This is a genomic window from Saccharospirillum impatiens DSM 12546 (assembly GCF_000423605.1).
Classification (GTDB): Bacteria; Pseudomonadota; Gammaproteobacteria; order Pseudomonadales; family Natronospirillaceae; genus Saccharospirillum; species Saccharospirillum impatiens.
Genome location: NZ_AUIH01000008.1, coordinates 100,014 through 119,598, shown reverse-complemented (window position 1 = coordinate 119,598; position 19,585 = coordinate 100,014). Strand labels below are relative to the sequence as shown.

At 54.2% G+C, this 19,585-nt stretch carries 18 protein-coding genes; 9 read left to right on the top strand and 9 right to left on the bottom strand.

Annotation, left to right across the window (positions count from 1 at the left end):
* Positions 1-29 precede the first annotated feature (29 nt).
* From G565_RS0107880 to G565_RS0107870, 3 genes are all read left to right on the top strand, one after another.
* Positions 30-455, top strand: coding sequence for a DUF1801 domain-containing protein (locus tag G565_RS0107880; RefSeq protein WP_028670438.1), 426 nt, complete (start codon positions 30-32; stop codon positions 453-455).
* Between the two features lie 208 nt (positions 456-663).
* Positions 664-1,656 (top strand): DctP family TRAP transporter solute-binding subunit, encoded by a 993-nt coding sequence (locus G565_RS0107875; RefSeq protein ID WP_051207571.1) that lies wholly within the window; start codon positions 664-666, stop codon positions 1,654-1,656.
* A 149-nt stretch (positions 1,657-1,805) separates the two neighbouring features.
* A complete protein-coding gene (locus G565_RS0107870) occupies positions 1,806-3,485 on the top strand; it encodes an NAD-dependent malic enzyme (protein WP_028670436.1) in 1,680 nt (559 codons plus the stop codon).
* Positions 3,486-3,550: 65 nt separating this feature from the next.
* Here G565_RS0107870 and G565_RS23425 read toward each other — a convergent pair whose 3' ends face one another.
* Positions 3,551-4,072, bottom strand: a complete 522-nt coding sequence (locus tag G565_RS23425; protein ID WP_084649280.1) for a cupredoxin domain-containing protein — start codon at positions 4,070-4,072, stop codon at positions 3,551-3,553.
* Positions 4,073-4,688: 616 nt separating this feature from the next.
* On the opposite strand from G565_RS23425, the gene G565_RS26330 reads away from it, so the two are divergent.
* From G565_RS26330 to G565_RS0107850, 3 genes are all read left to right on the top strand, one after another.
* Positions 4,689-5,138: a P-type ATPase actuator domain-containing protein gene (locus tag G565_RS26330; protein ID WP_245584150.1), complete on the top strand. Its 450-nt coding sequence runs from the start codon at positions 4,689-4,691 to the stop codon at positions 5,136-5,138.
* Between the two features lie 27 nt (positions 5,139-5,165).
* Positions 5,166-5,441 (top strand): hypothetical protein, encoded by a 276-nt coding sequence (locus tag G565_RS27430; RefSeq protein WP_245584149.1) that lies wholly within the window; start codon positions 5,166-5,168, stop codon positions 5,439-5,441.
* Positions 5,442-5,601: 160 nt separating this feature from the next.
* Positions 5,602-6,114: a hypothetical protein gene (locus G565_RS0107850; protein ID WP_051207567.1), complete on the top strand. Its 513-nt coding sequence runs from the start codon at positions 5,602-5,604 to the stop codon at positions 6,112-6,114.
* Between the two features lie 101 nt (positions 6,115-6,215).
* Here the strand turns inward: G565_RS0107850 and G565_RS0107845 are convergent, their stop codons facing one another.
* The 7 genes from G565_RS0107845 to aceA all read right to left on the bottom strand — a co-directional run bounded on the left by G565_RS0107845 (position 6,216) and on the right by aceA (position 13,744).
* Positions 6,216-7,505, bottom strand: a complete 1,290-nt coding sequence (locus G565_RS0107845; protein WP_037338285.1) for an APC family permease — start codon at positions 7,503-7,505, stop codon at positions 6,216-6,218.
* 114 nt (positions 7,506-7,619) lie between these two features.
* Positions 7,620-8,108 (bottom strand): c-type cytochrome, encoded by a 489-nt coding sequence (locus G565_RS0107840; RefSeq protein ID WP_028670431.1) that lies wholly within the window; start codon positions 8,106-8,108, stop codon positions 7,620-7,622.
* A gap of 43 nt (positions 8,109-8,151) precedes the next feature.
* On the bottom strand, positions 8,152-9,504 hold the full coding sequence (locus G565_RS0107835; RefSeq protein WP_028670430.1) for a multicopper oxidase family protein: 1,353 nt from the start codon (positions 9,502-9,504) through the stop codon (positions 8,152-8,154).
* 150 nt (positions 9,505-9,654) lie between these two features.
* Positions 9,655-9,864, bottom strand: coding sequence for a hypothetical protein (locus G565_RS0107830; RefSeq protein WP_028670429.1), 210 nt, complete (start codon positions 9,862-9,864; stop codon positions 9,655-9,657).
* A gap of 84 nt (positions 9,865-9,948) precedes the next feature.
* Positions 9,949-10,398: a c-type cytochrome gene (locus G565_RS0107825; RefSeq protein WP_051207563.1), complete on the bottom strand. Its 450-nt coding sequence runs from the start codon at positions 10,396-10,398 to the stop codon at positions 9,949-9,951.
* Between the two features lie 660 nt (positions 10,399-11,058).
* Positions 11,059-12,198 (bottom strand): HupE/UreJ family protein, encoded by a 1,140-nt coding sequence (locus G565_RS0107820; RefSeq protein ID WP_051207561.1) that lies wholly within the window; start codon positions 12,196-12,198, stop codon positions 11,059-11,061.
* A 211-nt stretch (positions 12,199-12,409) separates the two neighbouring features.
* Positions 12,410-13,744 (bottom strand): isocitrate lyase, encoded by a 1,335-nt coding sequence (aceA, locus tag G565_RS0107815; protein WP_157600025.1) that lies wholly within the window; start codon positions 13,742-13,744, stop codon positions 12,410-12,412.
* A 229-nt stretch (positions 13,745-13,973) separates the two neighbouring features.
* Between aceA and G565_RS0107810 the strand changes: the two genes are divergently transcribed.
* The 3 genes from G565_RS0107810 (at position 13,974) to efpL (ending at position 18,434) form a co-directional block, all read left to right on the top strand.
* On the top strand, positions 13,974-14,924 hold the full coding sequence (locus G565_RS0107810) for a LysR family transcriptional regulator (protein ID WP_028670425.1): 951 nt from the start codon (positions 13,974-13,976) through the stop codon (positions 14,922-14,924).
* Positions 14,925-15,123: 199 nt separating this feature from the next.
* Positions 15,124-17,304, top strand: coding sequence for a malate synthase G (locus tag G565_RS0107805; RefSeq protein WP_028670424.1), 2,181 nt, complete (start codon positions 15,124-15,126; stop codon positions 17,302-17,304).
* A 563-nt stretch (positions 17,305-17,867) separates the two neighbouring features.
* Entirely contained in the window at positions 17,868-18,434 is a 567-nt protein-coding gene (gene efpL / locus G565_RS0107800) for an elongation factor P-like protein EfpL (RefSeq protein ID WP_028670423.1), read from the top strand.
* A 50-nt stretch (positions 18,435-18,484) separates the two neighbouring features.
* Here efpL and G565_RS0107795 read toward each other — a convergent pair whose 3' ends face one another.
* On the bottom strand, positions 18,485-19,516 hold the full coding sequence (locus G565_RS0107795; protein ID WP_037338228.1) for an AI-2E family transporter: 1,032 nt from the start codon (positions 19,514-19,516) through the stop codon (positions 18,485-18,487).
* Positions 19,517-19,585 lie beyond the last annotated feature (69 nt).

The following is a 19,585-nucleotide window of genomic DNA, read 5'->3' as shown; positions in this document are numbered from 1 at the left end:
TAGCCAGCCAGAACTGGAAGAGCATGATCATGAGCACCGCTTTGAAAACCCGGGAAAACGATGCCAGCGTAGCCGATTTCCTAAATGCCGCAGAACCAGCGCAACGTCGTGAAGATGGCTGGAAAGTACTGGAACTGATGCAGGGTATTACCGGTGAACCGCCCCGTATGTGGGGTTCGAGCATCATAGGGTTTGGGCATTACCGCTACCGCTATGCCAGCGGGCGGGAGGGTGAGTGGATGATCACCGGCTTCTCGCCAAGAAAAGCCAGTCTGTCTTTGTATATCATGGCTGGCTTCAGTCAGTATGAATCACTGATGGCGCAACTGGGCCGCTATAAGACGGGAAAATCCTGTCTCTATGTCAATCGGCTGACTGACGTTGATCTGGATATTCTTAGCAAGGTAATTTCTGAATCGGTCGCTTATATGAAAACGACCTATCCCGTGCGCTAGCCACTCAGCCGCCCCGCCTTTAATGGCTCAATTGTAACCATATCCCCCCGCTTGATGCTCCCGATGTGTGGAAAACCACCCGTTCCTGTCTCTGTCAGGTTGATAGCAGAGCGTATTTCGGGGTGGTGTTAATCTTGCTAATGAAATAAAAGAGCTGGCGCACAAGCGACGGTCATTATAATAAATACAATCACAGGAAACCTTCACGATGCTGTCTAAACTGCGGCCTTTGCTGCTCGCTCTGCCTTGTCTGTTGCTGTCTGGTCTGGCCATCGCTGAACCAAGAACATTGATTTTTTCGCATGTGGTCAGTGAAGACACGCCCAAGGGCAAAATGGCGCTGATGTTCAAGTCGATGATCGAGCGCCGGCTTGGGGACCAGTTTCAGATTGAGATCTATCCGAATACCGAATTGATGGATGACGATGAGGCTGTGACGGCGATTGCCGAAGGTCGAATTCATTTTGCCGCCCCGTCTTTATCGAAGTTCCAGAACTACACCAACCGACTGATGGTGTATGACCTGCCGTTCTTGTTTGCCGATATGGATGCAGTTGAGCGCTTCCAGGGGAGTGCCCAGGGGCAGGCTTTGCTAACGCATATGAGTACAGATGGTATTTTGGGCTTGAGTTATTTGCATAACGGCCTCAAGCAGTTAACCGCGAATCGTGATTTTAGTCAGCCAGATGATCTTGCGGGGCTCAGGTTCCGGATCATTGCATCAGAGGTTTTGCAAAAGCAGTTTGAATTGCTCGATGCGGAACCGGTACCCATGGCATTCAGCCAGGTTTACCAGGCGCTTGCGAATAATGACATTCAAGGTCAGGAGAACACCTGGTCGAATATATACTCTCAAGCTTTTTACGAGCATCAGCCGTACATGATGCAATCAAACCACGGCGTGCTTGACTACATGGTGATCACCAATGCCGATTTCTGGAATAGCTTGACGGATGAGCAGTTGCAGGAGTTCATATTTGCCATGGAAATGTCCGTGAAATATGGCAATGCTGTGGCGTTGGCAAAGAACCAGAACGACCGGGCGGCATTGTCGTCCATGGGAGACGTTACATTGCTCGAACCGACATCGGTGCAGTTAGCCCAGTGGCAAACCGCCATGAAACCGCTGTGGCAGGAGTACGAGCCCCTTATTGGCGCTGCAGTCATTGAAGCGGCGTTGGAGGCTAACCAGGTACCCTGAGACGCGCCAGTTATGGGAACTTTGGTTGGAACGCTGGTTCCCGGTAACCGCTTGTGCTGTTGCCACCTGAGGAATCGGCTTATTGATGCTAAAATACGTCGACTAGTGACCGTTAAACCCAATTAATGACATGGAATAGATCAACTCTTATGAGCAATACTGAAAAACGCCCGCTCTATATTCCCTACGCCGGGCCAACCCTGCTGGAACTACCACTGTTGAACAAAGGCAGCGCCTTTTCACAGGAAGAGCGGGTTTCGTTCAATCTGATTGGCCTGTTGCCACAAAACGTGGAAACCATTGAAGAACAGGCTGAGCGGGCCTACCGACAATATCAGTTGTGTCAGAGCGATCTGGATCGGCACATTGCCTTGCGCTCCATTCAGGACGACAACGAAACCCTGTTTTTCCGCCTGCTCGAAGATCACCTTGAGGAAATGCTGCCGATTATCTATACCCCGACCGTTGGTGAGGCCTGTCAGGAGTTCTCCAATATCTATCGCAATCACCGGGGCCTGTTCATCAGTTACCCGGATCGCGACCACATGGACGACATCCTGCGCAGCGCCACCAAGGATAACGTGAAAGTCATTGTTGTTACGGATGGTGAGCGCATTCTGGGCCTGGGTGATCAGGGCATCGGTGGCATGGGTATCCCCATTGGTAAATTGTCGCTCTACACCGCGTGTGGCGGCATTAGCCCGGCCAATACCCTGCCGATCATGCTGGACGTGGGCACCAATAATCAGACGCTTTTGAACGACCCCATGTACATGGGCTGGCGCCATAATCGCATCAGCCAGGATGAATACGACGCCTTTATCGGGCAGTTTATTCAGGCGGTAAAACGCCGCTGGCCAGAGGCCATTGTGCAGTTTGAAGATTTTGCCCAGACCAACGCCATGCCGTTGTTGGAGCGTTACCGAGACGAGCTGTGCTGCTTTAACGATGACATTCAGGGCACTGCCTCGGTCTGTGTGGCCACACTGCTGGCCGCTTGTAAAGCCAAGGGCGAGCCGGTCAGCGAGCAGCGCGTTGTGTTTGTCGGTTCCGGTTCGGCTGGTTGCGGTATTGCCGAGCAGATTATCGTGGCGATGCAGGATGAAGGTCTGGCGGAAGCCGATGCCCGCAAACGGGTGTTTATGGTCGACCGGTTCGGGTTGCTGACCAGCAATATGACCGATTTCTATGACTTCCAGGCACGGTTGGCACAACCGGCCGAGTCCATCTCTGACTGGCCGGGCACCGACTTGTTGGATGTAATCACGCAGGCAAAACCGAGTATTCTGATCGGTGTTTCCGGACAGCGTGGCCTGTTCACCGAAGAGGTCATCAGGACCCTGCATGCCGGGTGCAAGCGTCCGCTCGTGATGCCACTGTCGAACCCCACCTCCAAGGTAGAGGCGACGCCGGCTGATGTTCTGACCTGGACCAACGGCGAGGCACTTGTGGCCACCGGTTCGCCATTTGCCCCAGTGACTGTTGACGGCCAGACCTACCCCATTGCCCAGTGCAATAACGCGTACATTTTTCCGGGTATTGGCCTGGGTGCTTTGGCCGTCGGTGCCGAGCGCATCACCGATACCATGTTGATGGCAGCATCCAGAGCGTTGGCGAATCAGGCTCCCATGGTGCAAACCGGTGAGGGGGCTTTGCTGCCGCCGTTGGCCGACATACGTGAGACCAGCAAGCTGATTGCGTTTGACGTTGCCCGGCAGGCTCAGATTGAAGGCGTCGCTCTGATGAGCAGTGAAGAGCAGGTTCGTGAGACTATTGAAGCAAACTTCTGGACACCCAGGTACCGGCAGTATCGTCGCCGGGCGGTGTAATACGGGCGTCGACTGGTGGTCTCGGGAAGCAGCAATATGCCCTGCCAGTGTGGCAGGGCTAGCGGTTAGCCAGCTTCGCTACTATGAGCGACCGTCTCGTTTGACACGGTAATTTCAGTGGTCATGCCCGCTTCGTAGTGACCAGGTATGTTGCAGGCTGCTTCAAATGTACCTGTGTCGGTGAATAACCAGGTCAACTCACTGGTTTCCCCCGGAGCGATGGAAACTGCGTTAGGGTCGTCATGAACCATCATTCCACCATCAGCCATGGTTTCCATCATGGTTTCACGATGATCCGCATTTCCCTCAACGGAATCGATCACAAATTCATGCGGTAGCTGCCCGGAATTCGTTATTACAAATCGAACAGTCTCACCGGGCTGAACGGCCAAGTCTTCCGAATTAAACCGCATCTGGTCAGATGCCTCTACTTTTATGATCCGGTCAATAGCGTGCTCCATTCCAGGCTGTCCCGCCTTAAAACTGGGTTGCTGGTCATCACTATGATCGTCTGAATGCCCGGGACCTGCGAAAGCTAGAGTGGAAAGCCCAAAGGTTAGGACGGTAAACGTTGTTTTCAAAAGCATTTTTTCATGTTCCTTAAAAAGCGTGTTTCATTCAGTATTTGCGTGGTAGGAGTACGAATCAGCGCTAATTCAGGAATACACAGTTCACCAGGTGGACAGAAGGATCCGAACACCATTGTTCATTCCGGTTGGTCGCCGTTCGGGATACTGCTTGGGAGTGTGATTGGAGTGACGGGACAGTCGGAAAATCGCTAATTTCAACGTCTAACGCTGGGCTATCCTGTCGAGAATTGAATGCCGCTCCAGTTGATTGATCGGCCTTAAGTAAATGACATGGCTCTACCAAGTGCACATCTACGATATGGGTCGCAGTAGTGTGAGAGCGAACCTGAACCGGGGAATAATGGAGGCTGGCCAGGCTGTGGCAAACAGGGGCAATGACCAACAATAAACCGATCATAATGGCTCGGGTGCGGCGTATAGCCGAGAGTGATCCCACCGTTTGAGCGATATGCAGATTCATTACATCAAAAGCCAGTAGGAAAGTGACATCGGGATTTTCCAGTCCGGGTACAGACTGTCAACCGAATGGGGCACAGTTTACACAGCTTTGCTGTTGGCAAAACTACCCTTCAGGCTTTGTCGATGGTGACCGTGACCGCGCACGACACTAGAAATGACGTCGTTTATCGAAACGGCCGCCACCATCATGACGTTTCATATGCTATGGAGTTACCCTGGAGCAAAGGCCAGGGGAGGAGCTTCTCAGGCGATCCGCAAGTTGTTGACCCTGGGTGCTAAAACGGCACGGGTGGAGCGCGACGGCCAGGAGCAGAAAGTTCCGGTGAAGGAACTCCAGCCAGGCGATATCATGGTCATCCGCCCCGGTGACAAGGAACCTACCGACGGCGAAGTGGTTGACGGTGAGAGCCACCTGGATGAGTCCTTTGCCACCGGTGAATCGTTACCGGTCTATAAAGCGGCGGGCGATACTGTGATTGGCGCAACCACCAATAAAGAGGGGCGTTTACGGGTAAAAGCCACCAAGGTGGGAGGCGATACCTTTTTATCCCAGGTGATCAAACTGGTGGAGCAGGCTCAGGGGGCGCGGGTTCCGATTCAGTAATTTGCCGATCGCATGACCGGGCGCTTTGTGCCTGTCGTCATATTGATTGCTCTGGCGAGCTTTGCCATATGGTTTGTCGCCGCCGACTATCTGCGCCCGATACTGGTCTGGGGAGCAGGGTTTCTGCCCTGGGTCGACCCGATGGCGACCACCCCGGTGCTATCTATTCTCGCCGTAATTGGTTTGCTGCACCCCATGACCGGGGTTATTGCCATGACCATGAGTTCGCTCTCGGTGATTGGCAATTCACTCTTGCTCAAGCGGGTAAAGTTGAATGCGAGCAACCAACCTGAAACCGAGTAGTTAGCGAATCACGGAGTCCATAGGTCCTTGTGGGCATAACCCTAATGCAAGGGAGAGTGGCCGTCCTAAAACAAGACAATGAGATAACGTTCTCTTATTCATTGTAACCGCTATTATCTGCGAATGGACTGACGGGAGAAACCAGCATAAGGAGTACCATATGCTCAAGCGACTGCGCCAAAGTCTAACTGCCGGCACGGCGTCTAAGCGCAACCAATTCTTTCCAGAGATACCACTCGCGGGGTTCGGGTTTCTGACGCATTTCGTCTGGGAGATGTTGCAGGTGCCCTGGTATCAGGGAATGGCGGAGGAATCCCACGGCTCTGTGGTCTGGCTTTGTATACGGGCGACAGGCGGCGATGTTCTGATTTTTCTGCTCAGCTTCTGGGCGTCATCAATCCTCTGCGGAAATCGACGATGGCTCCTGGAGGGCGATCGGAAGCCAGCCCTCATAGTGGTTACCATTGCCCTACTCGCAACCATCGTTCTTGAGTGGCTGGCGACTGGCCCGCTAGAGCGATGGGCATATGCGGACTCCATGCCGATCATCATGCTGTTGGAGGTGGGCCTGACCCCGCTATTGCAATGGGTGCTATTACTACCATTATTACTGTGGCTGACGCGCCGGCATATGCTTGGGCGAATTGCACTTCGCTCCGACAGTACAGTCTAATTGCAACACAGCACTAATGTCGCCATCACTCAGATCCAATTTCTGCGCTAGTCGGATCCTAACCATCGTCAACGTTCTATTGGGCAATAGCCTCATGCTGGTTATTGGTGATGATGATTGTGATACTCGTCATCTTTTGATAGCGCCGATTCTGGTGATTTTTTCAGGAAAACCTGTTCCGCTACGGCGATCACAATCATGGTGACGACCGCCACGCCAATCACCAATGGATCGGTGTTAAGCTTTACCCAGACAAAGCCACCGAGGACGAGTAGGTCCAGCACAATAGCCACTATGGGTACCCATGCCTGCGCTTTGACATCTGCCCTCAGGTAGCGAATAACGCCCCAGTGGATGGCAATATCCATGATCAAGTAAAACACAATACCCAGTGCGGCAATCCGGGACAGATCGAAGAATGCCGTTAGAATCAGTCCGAGCACGACGGTATAGACCAAGGTGTGCTTTTGAATACTGCCTGGCATGCCGAAGTGTCTGTGAGGTACCAGCTTCATTTCTGTCAGCATCGCCAACATACGCGAAACCGCAAAAATACTGGCCAGAATGCCACCGGCGGTCGCCATCATGGCAAGGGCCACTGTGAACCAAACCCCATAATCGCCCAATGCCGGTCGGGCCGCTGCCGCCAGGGAGTAGTTTTGTGTCTCAATGATTTCAGCCAGCGAGAGATTGCTCGCAACGGCAAAACCGACCAATGTATAGATCACCACACACGCCACGATTGAAATTACGATGGCACGCCCAACGTTGCGATGAGGATCTTGCACCTCCGAACCGCTGTTGGTTATTGTTGTGAAGCCCTTGAACGCCAGTATCCCCAGAGCCGTCGCCCCCAGGAAATTACCCAGGGTTCCTGTCTCTCCCGGGCTGGAAAAGTCAACGGAAATGCTGTCGGCAATCCAGACACCCACCACCCCGAAAATTAAAATGCCCGCGATCTTCAAGATACCGATAAAGGACGCCACCCCCTGAATCATTCGGTTGCCAAGCAGGTTAATCAGGAAAGCGGCAAGGATGAGCGACACCCCGAGAATGGGCACCATGCGACCACTCTCGTCTCCGCCAAACAGCTGCATGGTGTAAGAGCCGAAAGTACGGGCGAGAAAGCTCTGCGCTATGACCATTGAAAAGTACATCAGCAAGGCATTAAACGCGGTTGGCAAGCGATTCCCATACGCCTTGTGCAGATACATACCGATGCCACCGGCGGACGGATAGGCATTGGAAATCTTAATATAGGAGTAGGCGCTAAAGCCGACGACTACAGCGGCAGCCAGAAACGCCAAAGGGAACAGAGCGCCGGTCATCTGCGCCATTTGGCCGGTAAGCGCAAAGATGCCCGCACCGATCATGACGCCTGTTCCCAGCATTACGGTCCCGCCCAGCGTCAGGCTGCCTTCCCGGTAATGTGTTGTTCTGTCTTCCCTCGCCATAAACCCTCCGCTATTTATCAGCACGTTAAGAACGTCTGGATTCCTTGTAAACTACTGACTGTCACTCCTGGACTGTTCACGTTCCAGCCAGAGCTGATAAGTGTCATCTGGCCAGTAGCTTTGAAAACTGGCGATTACATCGATAATTTGACGGTCGCTTAATGTGTCGCCCCAGGCTGGCATAACACCACCCACCGGTTCGCCGCCTTGTTCGATAACCATTTTGAGTACACCCAATGGGTGGTGCCAGGCATGGGCTGTGCCATTTAATGGGGGAGGAGGGTATTGGCCGTTTGCAGCCACTGTTTTCCAATTGGGTATTGATTCAGCCTCTTGTCCATGGCAACTGGCGCAATTTGCTCCAAAAATCTCTTTTCCACGCATTGCTTCTTCTTGGGTGTACCATCGGCCCGTGACCGCTTTCGCCTCGAGTGAGATGCTGGAAATATCGATGGTCTCGCCCACATTCCGGGCAGTCTCGTCATTGTCTGCGCAGGCAGCGAGACCCAGTACAGTAGCTGCTATCCAAACTAATTTCATGGCTTTACCTTTTTCCTGTTACTGCTTGCGCAGTGATCTTTCGCTAAGCAACCTCAAACCAGGTCATCATCCCTGTAGCCTGGTGGTCTATCATATGGCAATGGATAAGCCATTTACCGGGATTTCCGGCCACCAATCGGACTGACTGTTTCTGACCTCTTAACAGCGTCAGGCTGTCCTGCCAGCGTCCATTGGCCCAGACATGATGACCATGCCAGTGCATGGTGTGTGGAAAGGCCGTGCGATTGTCGAGCACAAGTTCAACCGACTCTCCCTGCCGGGCACGAAAGAGGGGTTCTTCAGGCATTCCAGTTTGGCCACTGATCGCCCAGAATTGCCCTTTTGCAGCCAACTCCCTGAAACTATGGGACTCTTCCAGGTACTGTGCCGTCTGCAACCGCCCCATCGCTCCGCCTTCGAGGATGACAGGCACTCGTTGGTTCACACTCGCTGACAAAGGAGACATGGGGTTGGACGGTAACGCCATCGCATCCGGGAAGGCAGGAACGTCTGTATTCTCTACCGGGTTAACCTCAACCTGTCCAACGAGCAGGGAATCCGCGCCGCTGACCTCCAGTAGCTGGCCTTCTTCACGGGCTATCCAGCCTAGATCCCAACGTTCACCGGGCCCAAGAATAATCACCTCAGGGATCGGTTCAGGGATGGTCAGTGGCTGGCCATCTTTTGCGAGCCATAACGCTCCTGGAAACTGCGCATGCAATTGTAGAATTCGATTGGTGGAGGTGTTGATCAGCCGAAGCCTAATTCGTTCGCCAGCGTTTGCCTGACCCTGCCAGGGCCCAGCGTGATGATTAATAGTCAGGAAGTTACCCATTCGACCCGCATGTGATTGGTTGTGCCGGTTCGCAAACACCGGGTCTATGCGACCGTTTCTACTCAGGTTCCAGTCGTCGATCAGCAATGACCAGTCCCGCTCAAAGTGAGGTTCGTCATTGCCAGAGACGACCAGCGCGCCGTAGAGCCCACGTGCCAGTTGCTCAATGGTATTGTGGTGGCTATGAAACCAGAAAGTTCCCGCATCAGGCGACATTATTTGATAGTCAAAAGAGGCACCCGGTTCTATGGGCGCTTGGGTCAAACCAGACACTCCGTCCATCGCATTGCCAACACGCACTCCGTGCCAGTGGATGGTCGTAGGTTCGGGCAAGTGGTTGGTCACGCGTATTGTTTGCATGACGCCCTGTTGTAATGTCAACTTCGGCTGGTTATAGGCCCAGATCGGAGTTGGTGCGGCGAGCCAGGACGCCGTCGTTTCCCGGGCCTGAATGTTGATGTGCGGTACTTGTGGTTGGTCAGCCCAGAGTGACCAGGGCAGCATTGAGGCCGCTGTCAATTGTGCCCCCGTCTTTATCCATTGCCGTCGTGTCAGATTCATCTTTACCGCCTTCAATTAACCTGTGCTACCGGCTGAGGGAAACAGCCTCAGCAGTCCTGCCTGTGAATGTTAAGCCAATGACGACATCGTCGGAATCGATCCGAGAGTCAAACCGTTGCGAGGCGTCCAGCTTAATGCTCTCCAGTCCGCTCACAGACGAGAATTATTGGTGCCGCCGGGTGGTTCGCTGAACGCGAGAAAATACAGCAACCCCAGGTTCAGTATGGGAACCAGTGCCAAAACACTGAGAACGCCCGGAAATCCAAGCTTTTCGCAGATTCGCCATAAAGGTATGACCATAAGTGCAGCGATCAACGGCCACCAGAACAAGTGCAAGCCCCAACTTATATCCATCATCATTTTAGGTACTCCAACGTTTAAGAACGTGATTGTGTGTATGTATGGGGTAACTCGGTTTGAGTATCCTCATCCGAACCATCCTGGTTATATGTCATTGACTACCTGTACCTCACGAATAAAGGCAAGGATGAATGTCATTTGAGTAAATCCAACGGTGGGTTGTGGCGGCATGTCACCAAACGACCAGTGGTGTTGCCGTGAACCCTGCGTTACCGCACGGTAGAACGCTTTGTTGGAGTGGTGCCCTGCGTTATAGATGGAATGAATCAGTGGTGGCCCGGCCTCTGATCCCTCTGCATTTAACCCGTGGCAGGATGCACAGGTTTGGTTGAACATTCGTTGCCCCGTTTGAGCATTATCTGACAGCCCCTCAACAACGACATCAACATGATAGGGTTTATCATCGGCCGTAGTTGCGGGAGCGATGAAGATGGCAAAAATGACCGCAACGAGCACTGCTACAAGTGGTGTGCAGGCAGGGGCGCAACGGATCATCATTGAATGATGATTGCGGCGTTCAATCATTTTTCTCATAAGTGACCTCAGTATCTATACCAATCCGAAATATAGTGATGTTCAGACAATTAAAAGACAGGAAGTAAGCTGTCAGATGATAGCGAGAGGCAAAAGGTTAGCCTCTTGTCTGAGCAGAACGATAATGAAAACGATTGAGGATCAGAGGCTGGGTGGGCGATCGAGTGAGCTATGATAGCCCGAGTGGAGGGAATGATTGAGCGGTTGTTTATAGCGCTCTTTTTCCTGTGGCGCACTTTCGGCCACACTGGTAAAGGCTTGCGCCAATAGCGGTAAGCTACAGGCCATACCACTGCATTGTGATCGTAACTGACTGGAATGATCGGCCATGCCACAGTGTTCAATACTATGGTCTGCACACAATGCCTGTGTTTGATCGGGCCCATTTGGTGTGGTTTCCGCCCAAGCCGATAAACCCCCTACTACCTGGAACGTAACCAGGAATAGAATAAGGATGTATCGAAGCTTTAAGGTCGTCATCGCGGGCGTCGCTTAGCTTGAACGATACATGAGAATACTCGTGGGACCACCGAATTTCCAGTCGAAGACAACTTTTTTACCAATAGAATCAACCGATGATTGGTTGCTGCATTCTTAATGGTCTGATACTGCCAAACCCTATGCGCTGGAACATCCGTGTTCCATCAGCCTCCTTGACGATTAGACTCCGTAAACAGTCCGTTCAAATACCCACCAGCCTGCCACTAAGGCTATCGCGATGGATGCCGGGTTCGTGATGTAGCTCCGGTACCAGTCTTTGTTCCTGAACCAGACGCCTACAGCCAGAAAGCACAGTGCAATGACCGTCAACTGACCGAGTTCGACACCGACGTTGAAGCCAATCAGGCCTGTAATAAAGTGATTCGGACTCAGTCCTATCTCAGTCAGTACGCTGGCGAAGCCAAGGCCATGCAACAATCCGAATCCGAAAATAACGGCAGGTCGCCACTTGCTGAGGTTGCGTGACCACAGGTTTTCGACGCAGACGTAGACAATGGACAGTGCAATGAGGGGCTCCACGACCGCTGCTGGTATTGTCACGATGCCCAGCATACCAAGAGCAAGGGTTACGGTATGTGCCAGGGTGAAACTGCTTACTTGCCATAACAAAGGTTTTAATTTTGAACTAAGCAGGAATAAGCCGACCACGAATAAGATGTGGTCGAGCCCTTTGGGCAGAATATGTTCAAAACCAATGACGATGTAATTGGCGAAAATCGAAAATCCGCTTTGTTTGACGGCCCCGGTAATATCAAAAGGACCTGCCGCGGTGCCTGGCTGAAGATACTCGGTATAGATCTCCTCACCCGATGCGGAAGTGACCCGCAGTGCCGACCCGCCATACTGCTCATCCCACTGCCAGGCCAGGCTTGAGCTGCCGACTGGCAGAGTACCGGTAAAGGTGATGACCGCATCTCTGGCAAGCTCCAGATCCGGCTCGTTGGTCAGAGCAAGGCTCGGCTCAGGCAAGTTGAGATCAATACCGTCAGCCTGGAAGCGGATGCCATTTATCAGTTCAGGGACAAATTCTTTGAACACAGGCGTCAGTTCCTGGGCGGACATGGCCCGGTATCGATCGTATTCATCGGCCTGAGGGGCGTCATTGGTGTCGGTGACTTCAGGGCCAATACCCGCGAGGTAAGTCTCCACACTGGTTTGAATGTCGATGCGGTAGGCTCCGTCCTCTTCGAGAGTCAGGTCGATGATGGCAGGGCGTATTTCATGAGCCGTTGATGCCGCACTCAGGGTGAGCAGAAAAACAAAAAAGCCAGTCAGTGCCAGCTTAAGGGTAGAAGTCATGTGTCAGAGTCCGTTGCAGTTATTATTTGAGCCCAATATCAGCAGCTTTGGCGGGTAAAGTGCTGATCAGGGCCCAGTGTATACGATGCAAAATGGACTGCCGATGCAATTATCGGGTACTTCCGGTCGAAATGCTGACTTGATGGTGCTTTCAGCATTCCGGATAGACCAAATCACATCCTTGTGATCCTGTTTGAAGATTCCTCGCCGATTAGGCGAACTGCTCTTCTTCAGTGGAGCCAGTCAGGGCAGTAACCGATGACGTACCACCCTGAATGACCGTGGTCATATCATCGAAGTAGCCGGTGCCCACTTCCTGCTGGTGTGCAACAAAGGTGTAGCCTTTTTCCGCGTCTTTGAATTCCTGCTCTTGCAGTTCAACGTAGGCCGACATGTCCTTGCGGGCATAGGCGTGCGCCAGGTTGAACATGCCGTGCCACATGTTGTGAATGCCGGCCAGGGTAATGAACTGGAACTTGTAGCCCATGGCTGACAGCTCGGTCTGGAACTTGGCGATGGTCGCGTCGTCCAGGTTCTTGCGCCAGTTGAATGAAGGCGAGCAGTTGTAGGCGAGCAGCTGATCCGGGAATTCCTTGCGGATCGCTTCAGCGAACTTGCGGGCTTCGTCCAGGTCCGGCTTGGCAGTTTCACACCACAACAGGTCGGCATAGGGCGCGTAGGCCAGGCCGCGTGAGATGGCCTGATCAATCCCGGCTTTAACCCGGTAGAAACCTTCGTTCGTGCGGTCACCCTGGATGAAGGGGGCATCATAGGGGTCGCAGTCAGAGGTGATCAGATCGGCTGCGTTGGCGTCGGTACGTGCCAGTAGTATGGTCGGTACGCCTTCAACGTCAGCCGCCAGACGTGCCGCCGCCAGCTTTTGCACGGCTTCCTGAGTCGGCACCAGTACCTTGCCACCCATGTGACCGCACTTCTTGACCGAAGCCAGCTGATCTTCAAAATGCACGCCAGACGCACCGGCACGAATCATGTTTTTCATCAGCTCATAAGCGTTCAAAACACCGCCAAAACCGGCTTCGGCATCGGCGACGATGGGCGCGAAGTAGTCGATGTAGCCTTCATCGCCCGGGTTCTTGCCGGTTTTCCACTGGATCTGGTCGGCGCGCTCAAAAGCGTTGTTGATGCGACGAACAACCGTGGGTACAGAGTCAACGGAGTACAGAGACTGATCCGGATACATGGTTTCAGAGGAGTTGGCATCGGCGGCAACCTGCCAGCCAGAAAGGTAAATAGACTGAATGCCCGCCTTAACCTGCTGTACGGCCTGGCCACCGGTCAGGGCGCCCATGGCGTTTACAAAGTCTTTCTCGGGACGGAAGCTCGGACGGCCACCTTCGTTGATCAGTTGCCAGAGTTTCTCGGCACCGCGGGTCGCGACCGTGTTGTCGCGTTTCAGTGAGCCACGCAGGCGAACCACGTCTTCGGCACTGTAGGTGCGTTTGACGTTCTGCCACCGTGGGTTGATGTCCCAGTCTTTCTGGATGGCTTCGATTTCAGCTTGGCGGTTGTAGTTTCCAGTGGTCATGGCAATGTCCTCTTGGCGGTGTGCTGTCTAGTTGTGTTTGCTTGTTGTGTGATCGTTGTGCCAACTGCAACGGTGTGTCTCTGCAGCGACCTTGACTTCACATTAAGATCGCCCCGGTAATTTGGCCAATTTATAGTTATTATTTTCAGTATTCACCGGGTGAATGATGGGTGCGCCTTGGGTATAATCTTGCCCCACAACAGGACCCTTACCGGAACAGGAGAGACAGATGCAATTAAGTCGCATCGACATGAACTTGCTGGTGTATCTGGACGTGCTACTGCGCGAACGCAGCGTCACCCGGGCTGCCGATAAACTGGGCATCAGCCAGCCTGCCATGAGCAACGGCCTGCGGCGGTTGCGCACCCTCTTTGACGACCCCTTGCTGATCCGTACCAGTGAGGGAATGACGCCGACAGAGCGTGCCGGACAGCTTGAGCCGATGCTTCGAACCGTGCTCCAGGACATTGAGCGGGCGATCCAGCCACGGTCAGATTTTGACGCTGAAAACAGCCAGCGGGTGTTCCGCATCATGGTCAGCGATTACGCGGAATCGACCCTGGTGCCGCCACTGCTGCGGCGTTTGCGCGAAGAAGCGCCGAACGTCATCCTCGACCTGATGACCCCCAGTGACGTCAGTTTTCTGGACGTCGAACAGGGCAAGGTCGACATGGTGATTAACCGCTTCGACGACATACCCCAGTCGTTCCATCAAACCATCGTCTGGCGAGACGAGTTCTGCTGCATGGTCAGCTCTGACAACCCCATTATCGATAACTTCAGTCTGAAGAATTACCTCCAGGCGCAGCACGTCTGGGTGAGCAAGACCGGCTATGGGGTTGGCGTTGGCGTCGACCCGGCCGACGTGCAACGCCTGGGCTGGGTCGATGAAGTGTTGGGACAGCTTGGCAGCAAGCGCAACATCACCGTCTTCACCCGGCACTATCAGGCCGCCATGCTGCTGGCCGAACAGAACGACCTGGTGGTTACGCTGCCAGCCCGGGCGGCTCTGCTGCAGGCGCACAACGACCGGTTACGGGTGATGGCGCCGCCTTTCGTGATTCCCGGCATTCAGCTCAAACTGGTGTGGAGCCCGTTGCTGCATCACGACCCGGCGCATCGCTGGATGCGGCGTCTCATCAATGAGGTGGCTGAACAGGTTCCAAGCCCGGAGTTTTGATGGCAAGGTCGGGGGCTTAAAACTTAAGTTAAAACTGAACGTCGAAACGTCACCTAAGCGGCCAGGTTAAGCCCGCAACATTCCGGTACGGTGAAATCGCATTCATGCGGTGAATGATGACTATAAGAACTATAAATTAGTCGTATCCACCCAGGCTCCCTAGACTCGAATAAAAAGCCAACAACGACAGGCCAGACTCATGACAGAGCGAACCCAGCACGGCGGTCTTCAGATCGCGACCGAACTTTACCAGTTGATTGACCAGGAAATAGCGCCCGGTACCGGCGTGACCTCAGCTCATTTCTGGGATCAGTTTGAAGCCATTCTGGACGAGTTTGGTCCGCGTAATGACACCCTGCTGCGTCAGCGCGATACGCTGCAGGCCAAAATTGATCAATACCACGCCGAGCGTTCCGGTGAACCGCACGATGCCGCCGACTACAAAGCATTCCTGCAGGAAATCGGTTATCTGCTGCCCCCGGTCGATGCAAAGCCTATTACCACGGCCAACGTGGATACCGAAATCGCCGAACAGGCGGGTCCGCAATTGGTGGTGCCGGTCAAAAATGCCCGTTTTGCCCTGAATGCGGCCAATGCCCGTTGGGGCAGTCTGTACGATGCGCTTTATGGCACCGATGCGATCAGTGAAGACGACGGTGCCGAGAGGGGGCCAGGGTACAATCCGGTGCGCGGCGCAAAAGTAGTCGCGTTTGCACGGGCACACCTTGACCAGGCCACGCCTCTGGCCAGCGGGTCACATGCCGACGCCGTAGCCTATACCATTGCCAATGGTGCACTGTCGGTTGAATTGAACGATGGCAAGCAAACGGGTCTTGCCAAGCCTGCGCAGTGCCTGGGGTATCAGGGTGACGAAGCGGCACCCAAGGCCATTTTGCTGAAAAACAACGGTCTGCACATTGAGATCCAGATCGATCCGACCAGCCCGGTTGGTAAAACCGATGCTGCAGGCGTTAAAGACCTGCTGGTCGAAGCAGCCCTGACCACTATTATGGATTGCGAAGATTCAGTAGCCGCGGTCGATGCCGAAGACAAAACCGAGGTCTATCGCAACTGGACCGGCCTGATGAAAGGCACCCTGAGCGAATCCTTCGAAAAGGGTGGCAAGACGGTCAAGCGGTCTCTGAACAGCGACCGCGCCTACCAGGGCCTGAATGGCCGCCCGCTGGTGTTGCATGGCCGCAGCTTGATGTTCGTGCGCAACGTTGGCCATCTGATGACCATCAACGCCGTACTGGACCGGGATGGCCGTGAAGTCCCCGAAGGCATTCTCGATGGCATGGTCACTGCGCTGGCCGCCAAACATGACTTGCTGAACAACACGGAGCGGCGCAACAGCCGTACCGGCAGTGTGTACATCGTCAAACCCAAAATGCACGGGCCGGAAGAGGTCACATTTGCCGTCGATCTGTTTGCGCGCATCGAGCAGGCACTCGACCTTGCGCCAAAGTCGCTGAAAATTGGCATCATGGATGAAGAGCGGCGCACAACCGTCAATCTGGCGGCCTGCATTCAGGCGGCCAGCGATCGCACGGTCTTCATTAATACGGGCTTCCTCGACCGCACTGGCGATGAAATCCACACCAGCATGCTGGCCGGACCGATGATTCCCAAGGCCCAAATGAAGCAGCAGGCCTGGATCAGCGCCTATGAAGACAACAACGTCGATGCGGGTTTGGCCGCCGGTTTGCCCGGCAAAGCTCAAATCGGCAAGGGCATGTGGGCCATGCCCGATGAAATGGCCGCGATGCTGGAGCAGAAACAGGGCCACCCGATGGCGGGCGCCAACACCGCCTGGGTTCCCTCACCCAATGGTGCAACGCTGCACTCGGTGCATTATCACCGCATCAGCGTCGCCGAGCGCCAGGAAACCCTGCGCCAGCGCGAACCGGCCTCGCTGGATGCCATTCTGCAAATCCCGCTTCTGGCAGACCCGGGCGCTCTGACCGCTGACGCCATTCAGGCGGAGCTGGACAACAATGCCCAGGGCATTCTCGGCTACGTGGTCCGCTGGATCGATCACGGTGTAGGGTGTTCCAAAGTGCCGGACATCAATAACGTCGGCCTGATGGAAGACCGCGCCACCCTGCGCATTTCCAGCCAACACATGGCTAACTGGCTGCACCACGGCATCTGCACCGAGGCCCAGGTCATCGAAACCATGAAGCGAATGGCGGCCGTGGTCGACAAACAGAATGCCCACGACCCAAGCTACACCCCCATGGCCAAAGACCCGGACAACAACATCGCCTTCCAGGCCGCTCTGGCACTGGTACTCGAAGGCAAACTGCAACCCAACGGCTACACAGAGCCCCTGTTACATGCGTTCCGCATTAAGGCAAAGTCAGCCCACCGCGCCTGACGGCGTTGTTTCAGGCACGGTTGAATTTGGTGCTGTGAGTGCGTGCTGGCCACCGGGTAGGCCTCTCCGGGGTCGGCGTGAATCCTTCCATGGAGCCTAGACCGCAGCCGAAGCGTCGGACCGATCCATACAGCGGACTACCCCGGAGAGGCCTACCCGGCAGCCAGCACTTAGCTATGGGTTAAATAGTCAGTCTTAACTTCAAAACCGACCTGTAATTGATAGCTGAATCGTACTGAAACTAACCTCGGGCTACTGAGTTAGAAGTTCGCGGTAATATGATCTGTTGCTTACCAAGGGCTGCCGGGTACGTCTATTGGAGGCCGTGAGACCGCATGGATGCGGTCTACGAGCCTACAGGGATGTATTTACGGCGTGCCTCCAATAGACGTACCCGGTGGCCCGCCCGGCACCAAATACAAAATTGACTCCCAGCCAAATTCGCCCGCGAACTTCTAACTCAGTACTTCTGCCACCGAATGAATCACTGTCGCCAAAGTAAATCTCAGTGCTAGAATTGCCGCGTTTTTAGGCTCTTTTCCCATTTCCCTGTTGAGACCATCATGCCGAAAGCTCCCGAGATCAAACCCGGCCACGTTATTGAATTGGACGGTAATCAGTACAAAATCAGTAAAGTGGATGTTCACAGCCCCAGTGCCCGTGGTGCCGCCACCCTGTACAAGATGACCATGAATGAACTGGTCAGTAAGCGTAAGCGTGAGGAAGCCTTTAAGGGTGACGACTTTCTGACCCTGGCTGATGCGGCGACGCGCTCCATGCAGTATCTGTTTTCCGAGGGCGACATGCACACTTTTATGGACGTGGAAGATTACGCCCAGCACATGCTGTCGACCGACGATCTTGGTGATCAGTTGGCCTGGTTGCACGATGGTATGGAAGGGTTGAGCGGGTTGTTGGTGAACGATGTGCTGGTGGCCATTGAATTGCCGCAGTCTCTGGTGAAACAAATCATTGAGACGGCGCCTGGCATCAAGGGTGCCTCGGCATCTGCGCGAACTAAGCCTGCGGTGCTGGAAGGCGGAATTACGGTTCAGGTGCCCGAGTACATAGAGCAGGGTGAGCGGGTAAAGGTGAATACCGAATTGAAGAAGTTTATGTCCCGGGCCTGAAGGCCTGTTATCGACCGGTGCCTGATGGGTACCGGTCGTTGTCAGCGTGATTACTGGCTCAGCAGTATCGCTAGCCAGCGGCTTTTCGGGTAAACCTCAAGACCAATCTTCACCACTACCGTCAATGGCACGGCCAGCAGCGTGCCGACCGGCCCCAATACCCAGCCCCAAAATATCAGTGATAAAAACACCACCAGGGTCGACAGATCGAGAGACCGGCCCATCAAGCGCGGCTCCAGTAAATTCCCGATAATGGCGTTAATGGCACCAAAACCGATGAGACTGATGGCGAAGCCACTCCAGCCTTGTTGCACCGTGGCTAGAAAAACAGCCGGAACGGCGGCTATCAGCGAGCCGATGTTGGGAATGAAGTTCATCACGAAGGCCAGCGTGCCCCAGAGAATGGGGTAATCGACTTGCAGCAGTCTGAGAAACCCCCAAACCAACAAGCCGGTAATGACACTGATGAAGGACTTGATCACCAGATAGCGTTGTACCAACTTGGTGAAACGACGGGCGTACTCAACGGTCCGGTCATCGCCGAGTGCGCGGTTCAGTTTGGCATGGGCGCCCTGGGCTTCGTCGAGCATGAAGATCAAAATGAAGACGGTGAGTACCAGCGCCAGCAAAATCCCCCCCAGGCCAGAAAACAGGGCGCTGACGACGCCGAGCATATTGTCCGGATCGGGCGCAATGCTTTGCAGGCTGGTTCTCAGGTCTTCTGACAACCAGGGGAGTCGTTCACGCAGAAGTTGTATCCAGCCATCTACTTTCTGTTCGTATTCTGGCATGCGCTGGAAAAATTCCTCAGTAGAGGAAATCACCAGGTTGCTCACGCCATAAAGCACAACAAACACCAGCAGTACAACGGAGCCAATGGCAGCAGGCGTAGGCACCCGATAATGGGTGAGCCAGCGCACGGCGGGTGAAGTTAGAACAGCAAGAAACAGGGCCAGCAGAAAAGGCACCAGAATCGGCTGGGCGATGCGCAGCCCGGCGATGATGACGATCACGGCGGCGACGGTAATCAATGCCCGGGTGAGTGGGGCATCAAAAGGGTTCGGTGACGTTCTTCGGGTCATAGGGAGTTGGTCTGCCTGTCTCAGTCATCGTCAGTGTAGCTGATCCGCTTTTGCGCAGTTCAAACACAG

Bases quoted from the DNA above. Each gene is read 5' to 3' on its own strand.
- G565_RS0107880 (WP_028670438.1), top strand. From the start codon at position 30: ATGAGCACCGCTTTGAAAACCCGGGAAAACGATGCCAGCGTAGCCGAT.
- G565_RS0107875 (WP_051207571.1), top strand. From the start codon at position 664: ATGCTGTCTAAACTGCGGCCTTTGCTGCTCGCTCTGCCTTGTCTGTTG.
- G565_RS0107870 (WP_028670436.1), top strand. From the start codon at position 1,806: ATGAGCAATACTGAAAAACGCCCGCTCTATATTCCCTACGCCGGGCCA.
- G565_RS23425 (WP_084649280.1), bottom strand. From the start codon at position 4,072: ATGCTTTTGAAAACAACGTTTACCGTCCTAACCTTTGGGCTTTCCACT.
- G565_RS26330 (WP_245584150.1), top strand. From the start codon at position 4,689: ATGACGTCGTTTATCGAAACGGCCGCCACCATCATGACGTTTCATATG.
- G565_RS0107850 (WP_051207567.1), top strand. From the start codon at position 5,602: ATGCTCAAGCGACTGCGCCAAAGTCTAACTGCCGGCACGGCGTCTAAG.
- G565_RS0107845 (WP_037338285.1), bottom strand. From the start codon at position 7,505: ATGCTGGGAACAGGCGTCATGATCGGTGCGGGCATCTTTGCGCTTACC.
- G565_RS0107840 (WP_028670431.1), bottom strand. From the start codon at position 8,108: ATGAAATTAGTTTGGATAGCAGCTACTGTACTGGGTCTCGCTGCCTGC.
- G565_RS0107835 (WP_028670430.1), bottom strand. From the start codon at position 9,504: ATGAATCTGACACGACGGCAATGGATAAAGACGGGGGCACAATTGACA.
- G565_RS0107830 (WP_028670429.1), bottom strand. From the start codon at position 9,864: ATGATGATGGATATAAGTTGGGGCTTGCACTTGTTCTGGTGGCCGTTG.
- G565_RS0107825 (WP_051207563.1), bottom strand. From the start codon at position 10,398: ATGAGAAAAATGATTGAACGCCGCAATCATCATTCAATGATGATCCGT.
- G565_RS0107820 (WP_051207561.1), bottom strand. From the start codon at position 12,198: ATGACTTCTACCCTTAAGCTGGCACTGACTGGCTTTTTTGTTTTTCTG.
- aceA (WP_157600025.1), bottom strand. From the start codon at position 13,744: ATGACCACTGGAAACTACAACCGCCAAGCTGAAATCGAAGCCATCCAG.
- G565_RS0107810 (WP_028670425.1), top strand. From the start codon at position 13,974: ATGCAATTAAGTCGCATCGACATGAACTTGCTGGTGTATCTGGACGTG.
- G565_RS0107805 (WP_028670424.1), top strand. From the start codon at position 15,124: ATGACAGAGCGAACCCAGCACGGCGGTCTTCAGATCGCGACCGAACTT.
- efpL (WP_028670423.1), top strand. From the start codon at position 17,868: ATGCCGAAAGCTCCCGAGATCAAACCCGGCCACGTTATTGAATTGGAC.
- G565_RS0107795 (WP_037338228.1), bottom strand. From the start codon at position 19,516: ATGACCCGAAGAACGTCACCGAACCCTTTTGATGCCCCACTCACCCGG.